This is a genomic window from Lactobacillus helsingborgensis (genome assembly GCF_003173695.1).
Taxonomy (GTDB): domain Bacteria; phylum Bacillota; class Bacilli; order Lactobacillales; family Lactobacillaceae; genus Lactobacillus; species Lactobacillus helsingborgensis.
Genome location: NZ_CP029544.1, coordinates 1370215 through 1386831, shown reverse-complemented (window position 1 = coordinate 1386831; position 16617 = coordinate 1370215). Strand labels below are relative to the sequence as shown.

At 38.9% G+C, this 16617-nt stretch carries 31 protein-coding genes; 30 read left to right on the top strand and 1 reads right to left on the bottom strand.

Features of this window, described 5'->3' with window-relative positions:
- Positions 1-134 precede the first annotated feature (134 nt).
- Positions 135-824 (bottom strand): prepilin peptidase, encoded by a 690-nt coding sequence (locus DLD54_RS06775; protein ID WP_109918673.1) that lies wholly within the window; start codon positions 822-824, stop codon positions 135-137.
- Positions 825-1001: 177 nt separating this feature from the next.
- Here DLD54_RS06775 and rpsL point away from each other — a divergent pair, with 177 nt between their 5' ends.
- The 30 genes from rpsL to rpsK all read left to right on the top strand — a co-directional run bounded on the left by rpsL (position 1002) and on the right by rpsK (position 16595).
- Positions 1002-1409 (top strand): 30S ribosomal protein S12, encoded by a 408-nt coding sequence (gene rpsL / locus DLD54_RS06770; RefSeq protein WP_038523774.1) that lies wholly within the window; start codon positions 1002-1004, stop codon positions 1407-1409.
- A gap of 14 nt (positions 1410-1423) precedes the next feature.
- Entirely contained in the window at positions 1424-1894 is a 471-nt protein-coding gene (gene rpsG, locus DLD54_RS06765) for a 30S ribosomal protein S7 (RefSeq protein ID WP_038523771.1), read from the top strand.
- A 22-nt stretch (positions 1895-1916) separates the two neighbouring features.
- Positions 1917-4010, top strand: coding sequence for an elongation factor G (fusA, locus tag DLD54_RS06760; protein ID WP_038523769.1), 2094 nt, complete (start codon positions 1917-1919; stop codon positions 4008-4010).
- Between the two features lie 406 nt (positions 4011-4416).
- Entirely contained in the window at positions 4417-4725 is a 309-nt protein-coding gene (gene rpsJ / locus DLD54_RS06755) for a 30S ribosomal protein S10 (RefSeq protein WP_046327486.1), read from the top strand.
- Positions 4726-4751: 26 nt separating this feature from the next.
- Complete coding sequence (gene rplC / locus DLD54_RS06750; RefSeq protein ID WP_034980468.1) at positions 4752-5381, top strand: 50S ribosomal protein L3; 630 nt, start codon at positions 4752-4754, stop codon at positions 5379-5381.
- A gap of 14 nt (positions 5382-5395) precedes the next feature.
- Positions 5396-6028, top strand: a complete 633-nt coding sequence (gene rplD / locus DLD54_RS06745; protein ID WP_038523763.1) for a 50S ribosomal protein L4 — start codon at positions 5396-5398, stop codon at positions 6026-6028.
- The gene (gene rplW, locus DLD54_RS06740) at positions 6025-6336 is read left to right on the top strand and encodes a 50S ribosomal protein L23 (protein ID WP_038523761.1); all 312 of its coding nucleotides are present in this window, start codon (positions 6025-6027) and stop codon (positions 6334-6336) included. Before rplD ends, rplW begins: the two co-directional genes overlap by 4 nt.
- Before the next feature lie 15 nt (positions 6337-6351).
- Positions 6352-7188, top strand: a complete 837-nt coding sequence (rplB, locus tag DLD54_RS06735; protein WP_109918672.1) for a 50S ribosomal protein L2 — start codon at positions 6352-6354, stop codon at positions 7186-7188.
- A gap of 18 nt (positions 7189-7206) precedes the next feature.
- Positions 7207-7488 (top strand): 30S ribosomal protein S19, encoded by a 282-nt coding sequence (gene rpsS, locus DLD54_RS06730; RefSeq protein WP_038523755.1) that lies wholly within the window; start codon positions 7207-7209, stop codon positions 7486-7488.
- 19 nt (positions 7489-7507) lie between these two features.
- Positions 7508-7861 (top strand): 50S ribosomal protein L22, encoded by a 354-nt coding sequence (rplV, locus tag DLD54_RS06725; RefSeq protein WP_038523752.1) that lies wholly within the window; start codon positions 7508-7510, stop codon positions 7859-7861.
- 13 nt (positions 7862-7874) lie between these two features.
- Positions 7875-8546 (top strand): 30S ribosomal protein S3, encoded by a 672-nt coding sequence (gene rpsC, locus DLD54_RS06720; RefSeq protein ID WP_038523750.1) that lies wholly within the window; start codon positions 7875-7877, stop codon positions 8544-8546.
- Positions 8546-8986: a 50S ribosomal protein L16 gene (rplP, locus tag DLD54_RS06715; RefSeq protein WP_038523747.1), complete on the top strand. Its 441-nt coding sequence runs from the start codon at positions 8546-8548 to the stop codon at positions 8984-8986. The genes rpsC and rplP overlap by 1 nt, the downstream gene beginning before the upstream one ends.
- Entirely contained in the window at positions 8976-9173 is a 198-nt protein-coding gene (gene rpmC, locus DLD54_RS06710; RefSeq protein WP_034980443.1) for a 50S ribosomal protein L29, read from the top strand. The genes rplP and rpmC overlap by 11 nt, the downstream gene beginning before the upstream one ends.
- 18 nt (positions 9174-9191) lie before the next feature.
- A complete protein-coding gene (gene rpsQ, locus DLD54_RS06705) occupies positions 9192-9458 on the top strand; it encodes a 30S ribosomal protein S17 (RefSeq protein WP_038523743.1) in 267 nt (88 codons plus the stop codon).
- 32 nt (positions 9459-9490) lie between these two features.
- Entirely contained in the window at positions 9491-9859 is a 369-nt protein-coding gene (gene rplN / locus DLD54_RS06700; protein WP_109918671.1) for a 50S ribosomal protein L14, read from the top strand.
- Between the two features lie 17 nt (positions 9860-9876).
- Positions 9877-10140 carry a 50S ribosomal protein L24 gene (rplX, locus tag DLD54_RS06695; RefSeq protein WP_038523740.1) on the top strand — a complete coding sequence of 88 codons (264 nt, stop codon included), beginning with the start codon at positions 9877-9879 and terminating at the stop codon, positions 10138-10140.
- Positions 10141-10154: 14 nt separating this feature from the next.
- Positions 10155-10697 (top strand): 50S ribosomal protein L5, encoded by a 543-nt coding sequence (rplE, locus tag DLD54_RS06690; protein WP_038523737.1) that lies wholly within the window; start codon positions 10155-10157, stop codon positions 10695-10697.
- Positions 10698-10709: 12 nt separating this feature from the next.
- Positions 10710-10895, top strand: coding sequence for a type Z 30S ribosomal protein S14 (locus DLD54_RS06685; protein ID WP_038523734.1), 186 nt, complete (start codon positions 10710-10712; stop codon positions 10893-10895).
- A gap of 22 nt (positions 10896-10917) precedes the next feature.
- Positions 10918-11316: a 30S ribosomal protein S8 gene (rpsH, locus tag DLD54_RS06680; RefSeq protein ID WP_038523731.1), complete on the top strand. Its 399-nt coding sequence runs from the start codon at positions 10918-10920 to the stop codon at positions 11314-11316.
- Positions 11317-11340: 24 nt separating this feature from the next.
- The gene (gene rplF / locus DLD54_RS06675; RefSeq protein ID WP_109918670.1) at positions 11341-11871 is read left to right on the top strand and encodes a 50S ribosomal protein L6; all 531 of its coding nucleotides are present in this window, start codon (positions 11341-11343) and stop codon (positions 11869-11871) included.
- Between the two features lie 23 nt (positions 11872-11894).
- Positions 11895-12254, top strand: coding sequence for a 50S ribosomal protein L18 (gene rplR, locus DLD54_RS06670; RefSeq protein ID WP_038523724.1), 360 nt, complete (start codon positions 11895-11897; stop codon positions 12252-12254).
- Between the two features lie 16 nt (positions 12255-12270).
- Positions 12271-12777, top strand: coding sequence for a 30S ribosomal protein S5 (gene rpsE, locus DLD54_RS06665; protein ID WP_038523721.1), 507 nt, complete (start codon positions 12271-12273; stop codon positions 12775-12777).
- 13 nt (positions 12778-12790) lie between these two features.
- Complete coding sequence (gene rpmD / locus DLD54_RS06660; RefSeq protein WP_038523718.1) at positions 12791-12976, top strand: 50S ribosomal protein L30; 186 nt, start codon at positions 12791-12793, stop codon at positions 12974-12976.
- A gap of 23 nt (positions 12977-12999) precedes the next feature.
- Positions 13000-13440, top strand: a complete 441-nt coding sequence (gene rplO, locus DLD54_RS06655; RefSeq protein WP_109918669.1) for a 50S ribosomal protein L15 — start codon at positions 13000-13002, stop codon at positions 13438-13440.
- Positions 13440-14735, top strand: coding sequence for a preprotein translocase subunit SecY (secY, locus tag DLD54_RS06650; RefSeq protein WP_038523712.1), 1296 nt, complete (start codon positions 13440-13442; stop codon positions 14733-14735). The genes rplO and secY overlap by 1 nt, the downstream gene beginning before the upstream one ends.
- A gap of 10 nt (positions 14736-14745) precedes the next feature.
- Complete coding sequence (locus DLD54_RS06645) at positions 14746-15402, top strand: adenylate kinase (protein ID WP_038523710.1); 657 nt, start codon at positions 14746-14748, stop codon at positions 15400-15402.
- A gap of 65 nt (positions 15403-15467) precedes the next feature.
- Entirely contained in the window at positions 15468-15689 is a 222-nt protein-coding gene (infA, locus tag DLD54_RS06640; protein ID WP_034980408.1) for a translation initiation factor IF-1, read from the top strand.
- A 14-nt stretch (positions 15690-15703) separates the two neighbouring features.
- A complete protein-coding gene (gene rpmJ / locus DLD54_RS06635; RefSeq protein WP_003647815.1) occupies positions 15704-15820 on the top strand; it encodes a 50S ribosomal protein L36 in 117 nt (38 codons plus the stop codon).
- A gap of 21 nt (positions 15821-15841) precedes the next feature.
- Complete coding sequence (rpsM, locus tag DLD54_RS06630) at positions 15842-16192, top strand: 30S ribosomal protein S13 (RefSeq protein WP_109918668.1); 351 nt, start codon at positions 15842-15844, stop codon at positions 16190-16192.
- Positions 16193-16211: 19 nt separating this feature from the next.
- Positions 16212-16595 carry a 30S ribosomal protein S11 gene (rpsK, locus tag DLD54_RS06625; protein ID WP_038523704.1) on the top strand — a complete coding sequence of 128 codons (384 nt, stop codon included), beginning with the start codon at positions 16212-16214 and terminating at the stop codon, positions 16593-16595.
- Positions 16596-16617: the final 22 nt, after the last annotated feature.

Genomic DNA, 16617 nt, shown 5'->3' with positions numbered 1-16617 from the left:
TTTTTATCTAATCTTTCCAAAAAAAGCTGAAGCATCCAATAGATTGATACTACCTAAAAAAGAAAATTAAGTAACTGACTTTAAAATATTTTAATTATACTGGCTTGCCAGTGATAATAGTATGCACGTATTTTTTAGCTGCTTAGTAATTGAATCGTCAATCCCAAAAAGATAAACGGGACAAAAGCAATTGGCTCGCTTTCTTCTACCTGAATTGAAATAAACTTAATTAGTATTAATATTGAAGCTAATAAAAGTGTAAAATTGGCAAATTCAGGTTGGAAATAAAAAGAGAGAATTAGATAGATTAGTAAATCGCCGCTACCCAGTTTTTGCCGATATATTTCATAGATAAAGAGAATTAAAATGGGCAATAATTGAAAATAGTCAACAATAGTGTATTGCGGCACGGTTTTACTACCTTGAAGTAAAGCCAAGATCAATGCGGGCAGAATTAGTATCACGTCAAATGACTGCTTTTGATAATCGCTAATAGCAGCCAGTAGCAGACAAAAAATCACAACTGCTGTAAGAATATTGTTCTTATCGGCGAAGTTGATAGTACAATAGGCGCTGCCACCGATAAATTCAATTACCCAGTATTCAATTGGAATTGCATAATGACAATAACGACAACGTCCTTTTAAAAATAAATAGGAAATTAACGGAATTTCATCAAGCAAGCTTAACTCACAGCCGCAATAGTTGCATTTGGAGCGTGAAAAGATAAAATCCTCTTTGCCAAGACGGTCTACAACAACACACGCATGTGAAGCTAAACAAGTTCCTATTAAAAAATTACAGATATTAAAAAGCCAGTCCATTTTTGCCTCCTATATACAAGTACGCAATATTGGTCTTTTTTCATGAGAAAAAATGATTTGCAATTTTTTGATAAAGGAGTACAATACTCTTTGTGTATTTTGAAGAATTCTCTGGGAGTTAAAAAAGAAACTCCTGGGTGTGTGAACAAAATAATCATTTTTTAGGAGGAAAATTTAATGCCAACCATTAACCAATTGGTAAGAAAAGGCCGTCATTCAAAGACGACAAAATCAAAATCACCAGCTTTAAGCTACGGTTACAACAGTATGAAGAAGGAGCTTATAGCAAATCCTGCTCCTCAAATGCGTGGAGTAGCAACTCGTGTGGGCACTATGACACCAAAGAAACCAAACTCAGCTTTACGTAAGTATGCTCGTGTACGTCTTTCAAACTTAATTGAAGTTACTGCATACATCCCAGGTGAAGGCCACAACTTGCAGGAACACTCCGTTGTTTTAATCCGTGGTGGTCGTGTTAAGGACCTTCCTGGTGTTCGTTACCATATTATTCGTGGTGCTCTTGATACTGCCGGTGTTGACGGCAGAAAACAAGGTCGCTCTAAGTACGGTGCCAAGAAAGATTAAGGAGGAGTTAAATAATGCCTAGAAAAGGACACGTAGCTAAAAGAGATATTTTAGCAGATCCAGTATACAATTCAAAGCTTGTAACTAAGTTAATCAACCACTTGATGATTGATGGTAAAAGAGCTAAGGCATCTTCAATCCTTTATGATGCTTTTGACATTGTTAAAGAAAAGACTGGCAAGGAGCCACTTGATGTTTTTGAAGAAGCAATGAACAACATTATGCCAGTTTTGGAAGTTAGAGCACGCCGTATCGGTGGTTCAAACTACCAAATTCCAGTTGAGGTTCGCCCAGAAAGAAAAACCACTTTAGGTTTAAGATGGTTAGTTTCATACGCTCGTTTACGTAATGAACATACTATGGATGAACGCTTAGCTAATGAAATTATTGATGCCTCAAACAACACTGGTTCAGCAGTTAAGAAGCGTGAAGATGTTCACCGTATGGCTGAAGCCAACCGTGCATTTGCACATTATCGTTTCTAATTTTTAAGGAGAGGAAAAATCTATGGCTAATAAGCGTGAATTTCCATTAGAAAAAACACGTAATATTGGTATTATGGCCCACATTGATGCGGGTAAAACTACCACAACAGAGCGTATTCTTTATTACACTGGAAAAATCCATAAAATTGGTGAAACCCATGAGGGTGACTCACAAATGGACTGGATGGATGAAGAAAAAGAACGTGGTATCACCATTACTTCTGCAGCTACTACTGCACAATGGCATGACTACAGAATAAACATTATTGATACCCCAGGACACGTTGACTTCACTATTGAAGTTGAACGTTCACTTCGGGTACTTGATGGGGCTGTTACTGTTCTTGATGCTCAGGCTGGTGTTGAACCTCAAACTGAAAACGTTTGGCGCCAAGCTGAAACTTACGGTGTTCCTCGAATTGTTTTTGTAAACAAGATGGACAAGATTGGTGCGGATTTTGACAAATCTGTTACATCTTTGCATGAACGTTTAAACGCCAATGCTTTGGCTGTTCAGATGCCAATCGGCTCTGCGGAAAGCTTTGAAGGTGTTATTGACTTACTGAATATGGTAGCCGATGTTTATGATGAAGATAAACTTGGCTCTAAATGGGATACTATTCCAGTTCCAGACGAGTACAAAGAAGAAGCTGAAAAGCGTCGCGCTGAATTAATTGAACAAGTAGCTGATGTTGATGATGACATCATGGAAAAATACCTTAACGGTGATGAAATTTCCGTTGATGAATTAAAAGCTGCTATTCGTAAAGCTACACTGGAATTGAAAGTCTTCCCAGTATTTGCCGGTTCAGCATTCAAGAACAAGGGCGTACAGATGATGCTTGATGGTGTTGTTGACTACTTGCCATCACCGTTAGATGTTAAGCCTTATGTTGCTCATGATCCAAAGACTGGCGAAGAAGTTGAATTGGTAGCAGGAGATGACAAACCATTCTCAGCTTTAGCATTTAAGATTGCTACTGACCCATTTGTTGGTCGTTTGACTTATATTCGTGTTTATACTGGTTCCCTAGAATCAGGTTCATACGTTTTGAACGCTTCCAAGAACAGCCGTGAACGTGTTGGTCGTTTGTTGCAAATGCACGCTAACTCCAGAAGTGAGATTCCTGAAGTCTTTTCTGGTGATATTGCGGGTGCCATTGGTTTAAAGAACACCACAACTGGTGATTCTTTGACTGATCCTGATCATGCCTTAATTTTGGAAAGTTTGGAAGTTCCAGATCCAGTTATTCAAGTTTCAATTGAGCCAGAATCAAAAGCTGACCGTGACAAACTTGATGTTGCTTTGCAAAAATTGACTGAAGAGGATCCAACTTTTAGAGCAGAAACAAATGCTGAAACCGGTCAAACTTTGATTTCCGGAATGGGTGAATTACACCTGCAAATCATGGTTGAACGTATGAAGCGTGAGTTCCACGTTGAAGCTAAAATTGGTGAACCACAAGTTGCTTACCGTGAAACCTTCACTAAGCCTGCTAAAGCACAAGGTAAATTTGTGCGTCAATCAGGTGGTAAAGGTCAATATGGTGACGTTTGGATTGAATTTACACCAAATGAAAGAGGAAAAGGTTACGAATTTGAAGATGCCATTGTTGGTGGTGTCGTACCTCGTGAATTTATCCCTGCTGTAGATGCTGGTTTGCAAGAGTCAATGAAGAACGGTATTCTTGCCGGTTACCCATTGATCGATGTTAAAGCTAAGCTTTATGATGGTAGTTACCACGAAGTCGACTCATCTGAAGCTGCCTTCAAAGTTGCTGCATCATTAGCATTGAGAAATGCTGCTCCTAAGGCTGGTGCTGTTATTCTTGAGCCTATTATGAAAGTTCAGGTAATTACGCCTGAAGAATATTTAGGTGACGTTATGGGTTCAATTACTGCACGTCGTGGTACTATGGACAACATGCAGGATCGTTCAGGTGCTAAAGTATTGAATTCAATGGTTCCACTTGCTGAAATGTTTGGTTATGCTACAACCTTGCGTTCTTCAACTCAAGGTCGTGGTACATTCACAATGGTCTTTGATCACTACTCACCAACACCTAAATCTATTCAAGAAGATATTATTAAAAAACGCGGCGGTAACGCTGACTAATTAGAAAAAGAGCTATTGGCAAGTCCAATAGCTCTTTTTTATATGTTTATTAGGCAATAAATTTGTTTTTTACTTGTGCTCAGGAATAGGCAAATAACTTGCTAAGATTTATTTGAGGTAGTATTTTAAACAGCGCTAATAATTTAGCAGTCAAATTTTATGTAAAAACAATACTATTTTTTGCATTATATTAAGAAAATTTATCCTATAATCCTTGATATTTCAGCTTAAAACAGGTATACTATTTTTTGTGCGTCTAGGGCATATTCTGCCCTAAAACGCATTTTGTTGTAAAGCATTGATGCAAAAGGTTGCGGCACACCAGGCTGCATTGCCACAGGGGTAGTGCCGGGAATTTTTGCGGAAGCTAGTCATCTTTTAAAGAAGACGTTGAGGAGGTAATTTAATGGCAAGTCAATCAATTCGTATTAGACTTAAGTCATACGAACATGGTATTCTCGATGAATCAGCTGCTAAGATCGTAGCTACAGCTAAGAGGACTGGAGCCGAAATTTCAGGTCCAGTTCCATTGCCAACAGAAAGGGTATTGTTCACTGTTTTGCGTTCACCACATAAGAACAAGGATTCACGTGAACAATTCGAAATGCGCACACATAAGCGTTTAATCGATATTTTAAACCCAACACCTAAAACTGTTGACTCTTTAATGAAGCTTGATTTACCAAGCGGTGTTGACATCGAAATTAAACTTTAATTTTTAAAAAAGAAAGAGGTGTAATCATGACCAAAGGAATCTTAGGAAGAAAAGTTGGTATGACTCAAATCTTCACTAAAGATGGTATCCTTGTGCCCGTAACAGTTGTTGAAGCAACTCCTAACGTTGTTATGCAAGTTAAGACTGTTGAATCAGACGGTTACGAAGCAGTTCAATTAGGATATCAAGATAAGCGTGAAGTTTTGAGCAACAAACCGGAAAAAGGTCATGCTGCAAAAGCAAAGACTTCGCCTAAGCGCTTCATACGTGAAATCCGCGGAGTTGAGCTTAAGGACTACGAAGTCGGCTCAGAAGTTACTGTGGACACATTTAAGGAAGGTGACGTTGTTGACGTCACTGGTACTACAAGAGGTCATGGATACCAAGGTAACATCAAACGTTGGGGCCAATCACGTGGACCAGAAACTCATGGTTCAAGATACCACAGAATTCCTGGCTCAATGGGTTCCATCATTAACCGTGTACCTAAAGGCAAGCGTTTGCCAGGTCACATGGGAATGAAGAAAGTTACCATTGAAAACTTAGTAATTGAAAAAGTTGTAGCAGATAAGAATGTATTATTAATTAAGGGTAACGTACCTGGTGCTAAGAATTCATTGCTTACTGTTAGATCTGCTGTTAAGAATAATAAATAGGAAGGAGGACTAGAATGGCTAATTTTAAAGTTATTGATCAAAAAGGCAAAGATGCTGGTGAAGTTACTTTAAATGATGAAGTATTTGGTATTAAGCCAAATGAGAGCGTTGTTTTCGACGCAATTATCAGACAAAGAGCTGGCAAGCGTCAAGGAACCTCAAAGGTTAAGAATAGATCCGCTGTTCGTGGTGGTGGTAAAAAGCCTTGGAAGCAAAAGGGTACAGGTCGTGCTCGTCAAGGTTCTATCCGTTCACCACAATGGCGTGGCGGTGGTGTAGTTTTCGGACCAACTCCTCGCTCATACGCTTACTCAATGCCGAGAAAGCAACGGCGCTTGGCTATCAAGTCAGTTCTTTCCCAAAAATTGCTTGATGAAGATTTGATTGTTTTAGACCAGTTAACAATGTCTGCTCCTAAAACAAAAGAATTCAAGTCATTATTGGACAGCTTAAAGATTGAAGGTAAGGTTCTGGTTGTTTCTGAAGACAAGAACGTACAGCTTTCAGCTAAAAACTTGCCAAACGTTAAAGTGATTACTGCTAATGGCTTGAACGTTGAAGATGTTGTCAATTATGACAAGTTAGTTTTGACTAAAGAAGCTATTGAAAAGATTGAAAAGAATGTTGAGGGGGCTTCGACGAAATGAGTGCACATGATATCATTTTAAGACCTGTCATTACTGAAAAGTCAACGAACTTAATGGATGATAAGAAGTACACTTTCAACGTGCTTTTAACTGCAACCAAGACTCAAGTTCGTGACGCCGTTGAAGAAATTTTTGATGTTAAGGTTAAGAAAGTTAATATCATGAATGTTCGTGGTAAGGACAAGCGTGTTGGCCGTTATACTGGTAAAACAGCTCGTACTCGTAAGGCAATTGTCACTTTAACTGAAGATTCAAACGACATCAAAATTTTCAAAGACGATAACGAAAATAAAGAAGAAAATAAGTAATAGGAGGTCAGTCAATTGGCTATTAAAATTTATAAGCCAACCACAAATGGTCGCCGTAATATGACTACTTCTGACTTTGCGGAAATTACTAAGAGCAAGCCAGAACGTACATTACTTGAGTCACAATCACATACAGCAGGTCGTAACTCTTATGGTCATATTACCAGTAGACACCGTGGTGGTGGACATAAGCAAAAATACCGTATCATCGATTTCAAGCGTAACAAAGACAACGCAAAGGCTGTTGTTAAGGCTATCGAGTACGATCCAAATAGAACTGCTAATATTGCACTTCTTCATTATACTGATGGTAACAAAACTTATATTTTGGCACCAAAGGGCTTGAATGTTGGTGATGTAGTTGAATCTGGTGCAAATGCTGATATTAAGCCAGGTAATGCCTTACCATTAAAGAATATTCCAACCGGTACTTCAATTCACAACATTGAATTAAGACCAGGAAAAGGTGGTCAGCTCGTAAGGAGTGCTGGAGCCAGTGCTCAAGTTTTAGGTAGCGACGGTAAGTACACTTTAGTTAAATTACAAAGTGGTGAAGTTCGTAAGATTTTATCAGTTTGTCGTGCAACTATCGGTGTTGTGGGTAATGAACAACATTCATTAATCCAATTAGGTAAAGCCGGCCGCAGCCGCTGGTTAGGCAGACGCCCACAATCTCGTGGTTCCGTAATGAACCCTAACGATCACCCACATGGTGGTGGTGAAGGTAAGGCTCCAGTAGGTCGTCCACAACCGATGACTCCATGGGGTAAGAAAGCTCGCGGTATTAAGACGAGAAATAGTAAGAGAGCCAGCGAGAAGTTAATTGTACGTCACCGTAAAGGCAGCAAATAGTAAAAGGAGGGTAAATTAATGAGCCGTAGTATTAAAAAAGGGCCTTTTGCTGATGCATCTTTGTTAAAGAAGGTTGATGCACAGGCTGATACAGATAAAAAGCAGGTTATTAAGACTTGGTCACGTCGTTCAACTATTTTTCCTTCCTTTGTTGGTTTGACTATAGCTGTTTACGATGGTAGAAAGCATGTTCCAGTTTATATTACCGAGGACATGGTTGGTCATAAGTTAGGTGAATTTGTTCCAACGAGAACTTTCCGTGGACACAAGACATCTGACGATAAGGCTACTTCAAAATAAAGAAAGGAGAAACACTTAAATGGCAGAACAAATTAGTTCAGCTAGGGCAGAAGCAAGAACAGTTCGCATTGCTCCCAGAAAAGCACGTTTGGTCGTTGATTTGATTCGTGGCAAAGACGTAGCTGAAGCATTGGCAATCTTGCAATTTACGCCTAGAGCTGCTTCCCCAATCGTTGAAAAAGTTTTACGCTCAGCAATTGCAAATGCAGAACACAATTACGATCTTGAAAGTGCCAATCTTTACGTATCAGAAGCATATGTAAATGAAGGAGCTACTTTGAAGAGATTTAGACCACGTGCCAAAGGTATGGCTTCTCCTATTAACAAGAGAACTAGTCACGTAGTTGTAGTAGTGTCAGAAAAGAACGATTAAGGGAGGTATATTAATGGGTCAGAAAATTAACCCAAATGGTTTTCGTCTCGGCGTGATTCGTGACTGGGAATCAAAATGGTATGCTGACAGAGGATACAAAGAAACCTTAAATGAAGATCTGCGCATCAGAAAATTCATCGATAAGAAATTGAAGAATGCCTCTGTTTCTACTGTTGAAATTGAACGTGCAGCCAATAGAATCAACGTATCAATCAATACTTCTAAACCAGGTATGGTAATTGGTAAAGGTGGTTCTGAAGTTGAAGCATTAAGAAAAGAATTAAATGCTTTGACTAAGAAGCAAGTACACGTTAATATTGTTGAAATCAAAAAGCCAGATCTTGATGCTAAATTAGTAGCCGAAAGTATTGCAAGTCAACTTGAAGCCCGTATTGCTTTTAGACGTGCTACTCGTCAAGCTACTCAAAGAACAATGCGTGCCGGTGCTAAAGGAATCAGAGTGCAAACTTCTGGTCGTTTAAACGGTGCTGACATGGCAAGAAGAGAGTGGCACACAGAAGGTCGTGTACCGCTACAAACTTTAAGAGCTGACATTGATTATGCTTGGGTAAATGCCTTCACCACTTACGGTGAAATTGGTGTTCAAGTATGGATTAACCGGGGTGAAATCTTACCTTCTAAAAGTAAGAAGCCCGAAAAAGCTGCGAAGGGAGGAAACAAATAATGCCTCTAGTACCAAAAAGGGTAAAGCACCGTCGTGAATTTCGTGGTAAAATGCGTGGCGCTGCTAAGGGTGGTAGAACCATTGCTTTTGGTGAATATGGTTTACAAGCCTTAGAGTCCCACTGGATTACTACTCAACAAATTGAAGCTGCTCGTGTTGCGATGACTCGTTACATGAAGCGTGGTGGTAAAGTTTGGATTAGAATTTTCCCTCAAAAGTCATACACTGCTAAAGGTGTTGGTGTACGTATGGGTTCTGGTAAAGGTGCACCTGCAGGCTGGGTAGCTGTAGTCAAGAGAGAAAAGATTATGTTTGAAATCGGTGGCGTTAATGAAGCTACAGCACGTGAAGCTTTAAGATTAGCTGCAACTAAGTTACCGATTAAATGTAAGTTTGTGACTAAAAGTTCGGAAGTAGGTGGCAATTCTAATGAAGGCTAAAGATATCAGAGCATTAACCACTGATCAAATGTTAGACAAGGAAAAGCAATACAAAGAAGAGCTTTTCAACTTGCGCTTTCAACAAGCAACGGGTCAATTAGAAAATACCGCTCGCCTAGGTAAAGTCCGCAAAAATATTGCTAGAATTAAAACAATTCTCAGCGAAAAAGCATTGGAAAAAGATTAGTGGAAGGGAGTTATTAACTTGAGCGAATCAATCGAAAGAAATCATCGTCATGTATATCAAGGCCAAGTAATTTCTGATAAGAACGACAAAACTATCACTGTAGTTGTTGATACTTATAAGAATCACCCTGTTTACAAGAAGCGTATTAGATATTCAAAGAAATACTACGCACAAGATGAAAAAAATGAAGCTAAAGTTGGCGATACTGTTCGTATCATGGAAACTCGTCCATTATCTCGTACAAAACGCTTTCGTTTAGTTGAAATTGTCAAAAAATCTGTTTAATACTGCGGATTTAGTGAGGGGAGGATTATATAGTGATTCAAAATGAATCCCGTTTGAAGGTTGCTGATAACTCAGGTGCCAGAGAACTTTTAGTTATTAGAGTCTTAGGTGGATCAAGACGTAGGACTGGTAACATTGGTGATATTGTGGTTGCAACTGTCAAACAAGCAACACCAGGTGGCGTTGTCAAAAAAGGTGACGTTGTCAAAGCAGTTATTGTTAGAACAAAATCAGGCGCACGTCGTGAAGATGGTTCATACATCAAGTTTGATGAAAATGCTGGTGTAGTTATTAATGCAGATAAGAGCCCACGTGGTACTCGTATCTTTGGGCCTGTTGCACGTGAGCTACGTGAGCACGACTTTATGAAAATCGTCTCTCTTGCTCCTGAAGTCTTATAATTAAGTGAGGTGCACTGATGTTTGTTAAAACTGGTGACAAAGTAAAAGTTATTGCCGGAAAAGACAAAGGTAAAGAAGGTACTGTTCTTTCTGTTAATGTTAAGAAAAACCGTGTGGTTGTTAAAGGCGTTAATAAGATTAAGAAACACCAAAAGCCTTCACAGACTAATGCAAATGGTGGTGTAGTTGAGTCAGAGGGTTCAATTCACGCATCAAATGTTAAAGTAATTGCTAAGTCTGAAAGCAAAGCAAAAGATAAAAAAGAAGAAACTAAGAAGTAGGAGGGAGGACACATATGGCAAATTATTTAGCTCAAGAATATAAAGAAAAAATTGTTCCTGCGTTGCAAGAAAAATTTGGCTACAGCTCAGTTATGCAAGTACCAAAAATCGAAAAAATAGTATTGAACATGGGTGTCGGTGATGCCGTTTCTAATGCTAAGAACTTGGATGAAGCTGTTGAAGAATTGACTTTAATTTCAGGTCAAAAGCCTTTGGTAACTAAAGCCAAAAAGTCAATTGCCAATTTCCGCTTACGTGAAGGCATGTCTATCGGTGCTAAGGTAACACTTAGAGGAGATAGAATGTATGATTTCTTATATAAGTTAATCAGTGTTTCACTTCCTCGTGTTCGCGACTTCCGCGGTGTTTCAAGCCGTTCATTTGATGGTCGTGGTAACTACACTTTAGGTATTAAGGAACAATTGATTTTCCCAGAAATTGACTTTGATAAGGTTAATAGGACTAGGGGTTTAGATGTTGTTATCGTTACTACTGCCAACACAGATGAAGAAGCACGTGAGCTTCTAGGTCAGTTTGGTATGCCGTTTGCAAAATAATGGAGGACATTAATGGCTAAGACATCACAAAAAATTAGAAATCATCGTCCTGCTAAATTTTCTTCACGTGAATACAGTCGTTGCGAGAGATGTGGTCGTCCACGCTCTGTATACCGCAAGTTTGGCTTATGTCGTATTTGCTTGAAGGATTTAGCTCACAAGGGTCAAATCCCAGGCCTTAAAAAGGCTAGTTGGTAATACGGATAGGAGGATAGCATAAATGGTCATGACAGATCCGATTGCAGATTATTTGACTAGGATTAGAAACGCCAACATGGCAAAACATAATTCTGTTGAAATTCCTGCATCAAATATTAAAAAATCTATTTCAGAAATTTTGAAACGTGAAGGCTTCATCCGTGATTACGAAGTTACTGATGATAACAAGCAAGGCATGATTAAAATCTTTTTGAAATACGGTCCTGACGGAGAACGTGTCATTTCAGGCTTAAAGAGAATTTCTAAGCCAGGTCTTAGAAATTACGTTAGTGCTGAAAACTTACCTAAGGTATTAAATGGTTTAGGTATTGCCATCGTTTCTACTTCTGCCGGTGTGATTACCGATAAAGAAGCAAGACAAAAAGACGTTGGTGGCGAAGTTATTGCCTATGTATGGTAATTCTGACAGAAAGGAGAACAATCTATGAGCCGTATCGGTTTAAAAACAATTGAAGTCCCAGATAGTGTCACTGTTACCAAGACGGGTGACAACATCACTGTTAAAGGACCTAAAGGTGAATTAACTAGATACTTCGATCCAAAAATTACTTTTAAACAAGAAGATGGCAAGATTAACTTTTCACGTTCAAGTGAAAATGATAAAGCACTTCACGGAACTGAAAGAGCTAACTTAGCTTCAATGGTCGAAGGCGTTGTTAATGGTTATAAAAAGACTTTAAAGTTAATTGGTGTTGGTTACCGTGCAACAGCACAAGGTAACAAATTGACTTTGAATGTTGGCTATTCTCACCCAGTTGTAATGACTGCACCAGAAGGTGTTTCAGTTAAAACTACTTCAGCTACAGATATTGAAGTAGAAGGAATTTCAAAGCAAAATGTTGGTCAATTTGCTGCTGAAATTCGCGATGTACGTCCACCTGAGCCATATAAGGGTAAAGGTATTCGTTATACTGATGAATACGTACGTCGTAAGGAAGGTAAGACAGGTAAATAGTAAAAAATTTTTGAGGTGAAATTGTGATTTCAAAACCAGATAAGAACAAATTGCGCTTAAAGCGTCATAAACGTATTCGTAGCAAAATTTCTGGTACTGCTGAGCGCCCACGCTTAAGCGTTTTCCGTTCAAACAAAAACATCTACGCTCAATTAATTGATGACGTAGCGGGTGTAACGCTAGCAAGTGCCTCAACTTTAGATGATAATGTATCAAAAGATCAAACTAAAGTAGAACAAGCTCAAGCTGTTGGCAAGGCAATTGCTGAAGCAGCAAAAGCTAAGAGCATTACAAATGTTGTTTTTGATAGAAGTGGTTACCTATACCACGGCCGTATTTCAGCATTGGCAGATGCCGCTCGTGAAAACGGATTAGATTTCTAGGAAAGGAGAAAAATACATGGCAAACCGCAACGATTCTCGTAATAATCGCAGAAATAAGGACGATATTGAAGATCAGTTAGTCGCAATTAATCGTGTTACTAAGGTTGTCAAGGGTGGACAAAGAATGAGATTTGCTGCCTTGGTAATTGTTGGTGACAAAAAAGGTCGTGTAGGCTTTGGTACTGGTAAAGCTCAAGAAGTTCCAGAAGCAATCCGTAAGGCTGTTGAAGCTGGTAAAAAGAACATGATCAAGGTTCCTAAGGTTGGTACTACCATTCCTCATGAGGTAATTGGTCACTATGGTTCAGGTAACATTTTAATTAAGCCTGCCCCAGCTGGTTCAGGTGTTGCTGCAGGTGGTGCCGTTCGTATCGTTATGGATATGGCTGGTATTGCTGATGTTACTTCTAAGTCACTTGGCTCAAACACTCCTATCAATGTTGTTCGTGCAACAATTGATGGATTAAAGAAGCTTAGAACAAGTGAAGATATTGAAAAGCTTCGTCACGCTGAATTGGATTAGGGAGACTGGAAAAATGACTGAATTAAAAGTTACTTTAATTAGAAGTGCTGCACACCGTCTACCTAACCAAAGAAAAGTTGTGAAAGCTCTAGGCTTAGGTAGAATTAATAGTACAACAACTCTACCAGACAATGCTGCTACTCGTGGTGCATTAATGAAAATTGCCCACTTGATTTCAGTTGAAGAGATAAATAAATAGTTAATTGAGGAGGTGCCAAATTAATGAAGCTTCATGAATTACATGCTGCTGAAGGTTCACGCAATGCTAGAAAACGTGTTGGTCGTGGTACTTCAAGTGGTTTTGGAAAAACTTCTGGCCGTGGACAAAAGGGACAATTGTCACGTCAAGGCGGTCATACCCGTTTAGGTTTTGAAGGTGGTCAGATGCCATTATTCAGAACTATGCCTAAACGTGGTTTTAAGAACGTTAACCGCAAAGAGTATGCAATCATTAACTTAAACGACTTAAACAAGTTTGAGAATAACAGCGATGTTACTGTTGCTAGTCTTAAAGAAAAAGGTTTGGTAAAGAAAGAATTATCAGGCGTTAAATTGCTTGCAAAAGGTGAGTTAAAAGTTAAGTTAAACGTAAAGATTAACAAAGTTTCCGCCGCTGCGAAGAAAGCAGTTGAAGCTGCAGGCGGATCTGTTGAGGTGATCTAATGTTTTCGACCTTGAAGAACGCCTTTAAGGATAAAGAAATTAGAAATAAAATTTATTTCACTCTCTTTATTCTTTTGATATACCGAATTGGAGCTAATATTACTGTTCCAGGTGTCAACGCAAAAGCGATTACTCAAGTTGCACAAACCGGTCTAGTGCCAATGCTGGATACTGTGTCTGGTGGTGGACTAGATAATTATTCAATTTTCTCTTTGGGTGTTTCACCTTACATTACTGCGCAAATTGTTATTCAACTTTTGCAGATGGACATTGTTCCAACATTAGTAGAGTGGGGCAAACAAGGTGAAGTAGGACGTCGTAAGACTAATAACGTAACTCGTTGGCTTGCCCTGTTTGTGGCATTCATTCAGAGTATCGGAATTACGCTTGGCTTCAATGCTTTAACGCAAATGGGCTTAGTTAAGTCTCAAACCTGGCAGTCTTATTGTGAAATTGCAATAATTATGACTGCTGGAACGATGCTTCTAACTTGGCTTGGTGATGAAATTACTGATAAGGGCCTAGGTAACGGTGTTTCAGTAATTATCTTTGCTGGTATTATTGCACGTCTTCCTCGCGGCCTCTGGCAGCTATATAAGGACAGCGTAATCAATAATAATGCTAGTGATCGTTGGCAAGGGATTTTGTTCTTCATCGCGATTATCATTGCAATACTCATCGTAACCCAGTTAGTTACCTGGGTAGAACAGGCAGATCGCCGAATTCCAATACAATATACAAGAAGAGCAACAATAAGTGGCTCCGAAAGCTTTTTGCCGTTAAAAGTTAATGTTTCTGGTGTTATTCCAGTTATTTTTGCTAGTTCATTTATCATTACACCAGCGACTATTTTAATGGCCTTTCAAAGATCTCAAGGTGACCAGCAATGGTACAAGGTAATGACTAATATCTTTAGTATGCAAACTACACCTGGAGTCATAATTTATACTGTTTTAATCATTTTGTTTACGTTCTTTTATGCTTTTGTTCAAGTTAATCCTGAGAAGCTGTCAAAGAATTTACAAAAACAAGGTGCTTATATTCCAAGTGTTTGGCCGGGTAAAGATACACAAGACTATGTATCTAAAGTATTGATAAGATTATCAACTGTTGGATCCGTATTTTTAGGTCTTGTTGCGTTATTGCCACAGTTAGCTACTAATTTTTGGGATTTGCCAAGTTCGATTGGTTTAGGCGGTACTAGCCTTCTGATTGTAATTGGGGTTGTCTTAGAATTATCTCGTCAAATTAACGGATTGTTAATGAAGAGAGAATACGTTGGATTCATCAGATAGGAACAGATAAATGATTAATATATTTCTTTTAGGCTTGCCAGGTGCAGGCAAGGGAACAGTATCAGAACAGATCGTAGATAAATATCATCTAACTCATATTTCAACTGGGGATATGTTTAGAGATGCAATGGCTAATGAGACTAAAGTTGGTCTTGAAGCTAAAAGCTACATTGATAAGGGTGATCTGGTACCGGATGAAGTTACAGCTAAGTTGGTTGAGGAACGTTTGGGCCAACCTGATATTAAAGAAGGTTACATTTTAGACGGTTTTCCGCGGACACTAGTTCAAGCGGAACTGCTAGAAGGTATTACCGAACGTTTGAATAAGCCCTTAACAAATGTCATCTCACTTGAAGTTAAAGAAGAAACTTTAGTAAAACGCTTGTCAGCGCGCTTTATGTGCAGAAAATGTGGGGCCACTTACAATAAGATTACCAAGATGCCTAAAGTTAAGGATACTTGTGATCGTTGTGGTGGTCACGACTTTTATCAACGTGAGGATGACAAGCCTGAAGTAGTTAAAAATCGTTTAGAAGTTAACGAAAAAATGAATGCACCGCTGAAAGACTATTATCAAAATAAGAGTTTACTAACTGTAGTTGATGGTGAACGAACTCCTGAAGAAGTCTTCAAGAGTGTTGATGCGGTTTTAAGTAAAAAGCAATAATTTGTATATTTACTTTTCCGTGTTATAATTTCAAAGTATGACTGTTTAAATGCGGAGGAACGGCTTTGGCAAAAGATGATGTCATTGAAGTAAAAGGTAAGGTAGTTGATACCCTGCCTAATGCTATGTTTAAAGTTGAATTGGAAAATGGAGCTGTGATTTTAGCACATGTTTCCGGTAAGATTAGGATGCACTATATTCGAATTTTGCCTGGAGACCGTGTTACTGTGGAACTTTCTCCTTATGATTTAACTAAAGGTAGAATAACTTATCGGTTTATAAAGTAATAACGGAGGGAAACATGAAGGTTAGACCATCTGTTAAACCAATGTGTGAACATTGTAAAATTATTAAAAGACATGGTCGTGTAATGGTTATTTGTTCTGCAAATCCAAAGCACAAGCAACGTCAAGGTTAAAATAAATAGGAGGTGCAATTTATGGCACGTATTGCTGGTGTTGACTTACCAAGAGATAAAAGAATAGTTGTTGCATTAACCTATATTTATGGTATTGGTGAACCAACAGCACAAAAGATTTGTGCGGATGCAGGTGTTTCTGAAGACATACGTTCAAAAGATTTGACTCCAGATGACCAAGAAAAGCTCCGTGCGGAAGTAGACAAGTACCGTGTTGAAGGTGACTTACGTAGAGAAGTCAGCATGAACATTAAACGGTTAGTTGATATTGGTTCTTACCGTGGTATTCGTCATCGTCGCGGACTCCCAGTTCGTGGTCAAAATACCAAGAATAATGCCCGTACTCGTAAGGGTAGTAAGAAAAATAAATAAAATTTAAGGAGGTTTATTGATGCCTAAAACAGCACGTAAACGCCGTGTGAAGAAGCATGTTGAAAAAGGCGTTGCTCATATTCATTCTACGTTTAACAATACTTTAGTCATGATTACTGACGTTCAAGGCAATGCAATTGCTTGGTCTTCAGCCGGTGCATTAGGCTTTAAAGGTAGTCGTAAGTCTACACCATTTGCAGCGCAAATGGCAGCTGAGGCAGCAGCTAAGAGTGCAATGGATCAAGGTATGAAACATATTGAAGTTTCTGTCAAGGGTCCTGGTGCTGGCCGTGAATCTGCTATTAGATCGCTTCAAGCGACTGGGCTTGAAATCACAGCTATTCGTGATGTTACCCCAGTTCCTCACAATGGTTCTAGACCACCAAAACGTCGTCGTGTTTAATTTTGTTCTTAATGAAGGACAT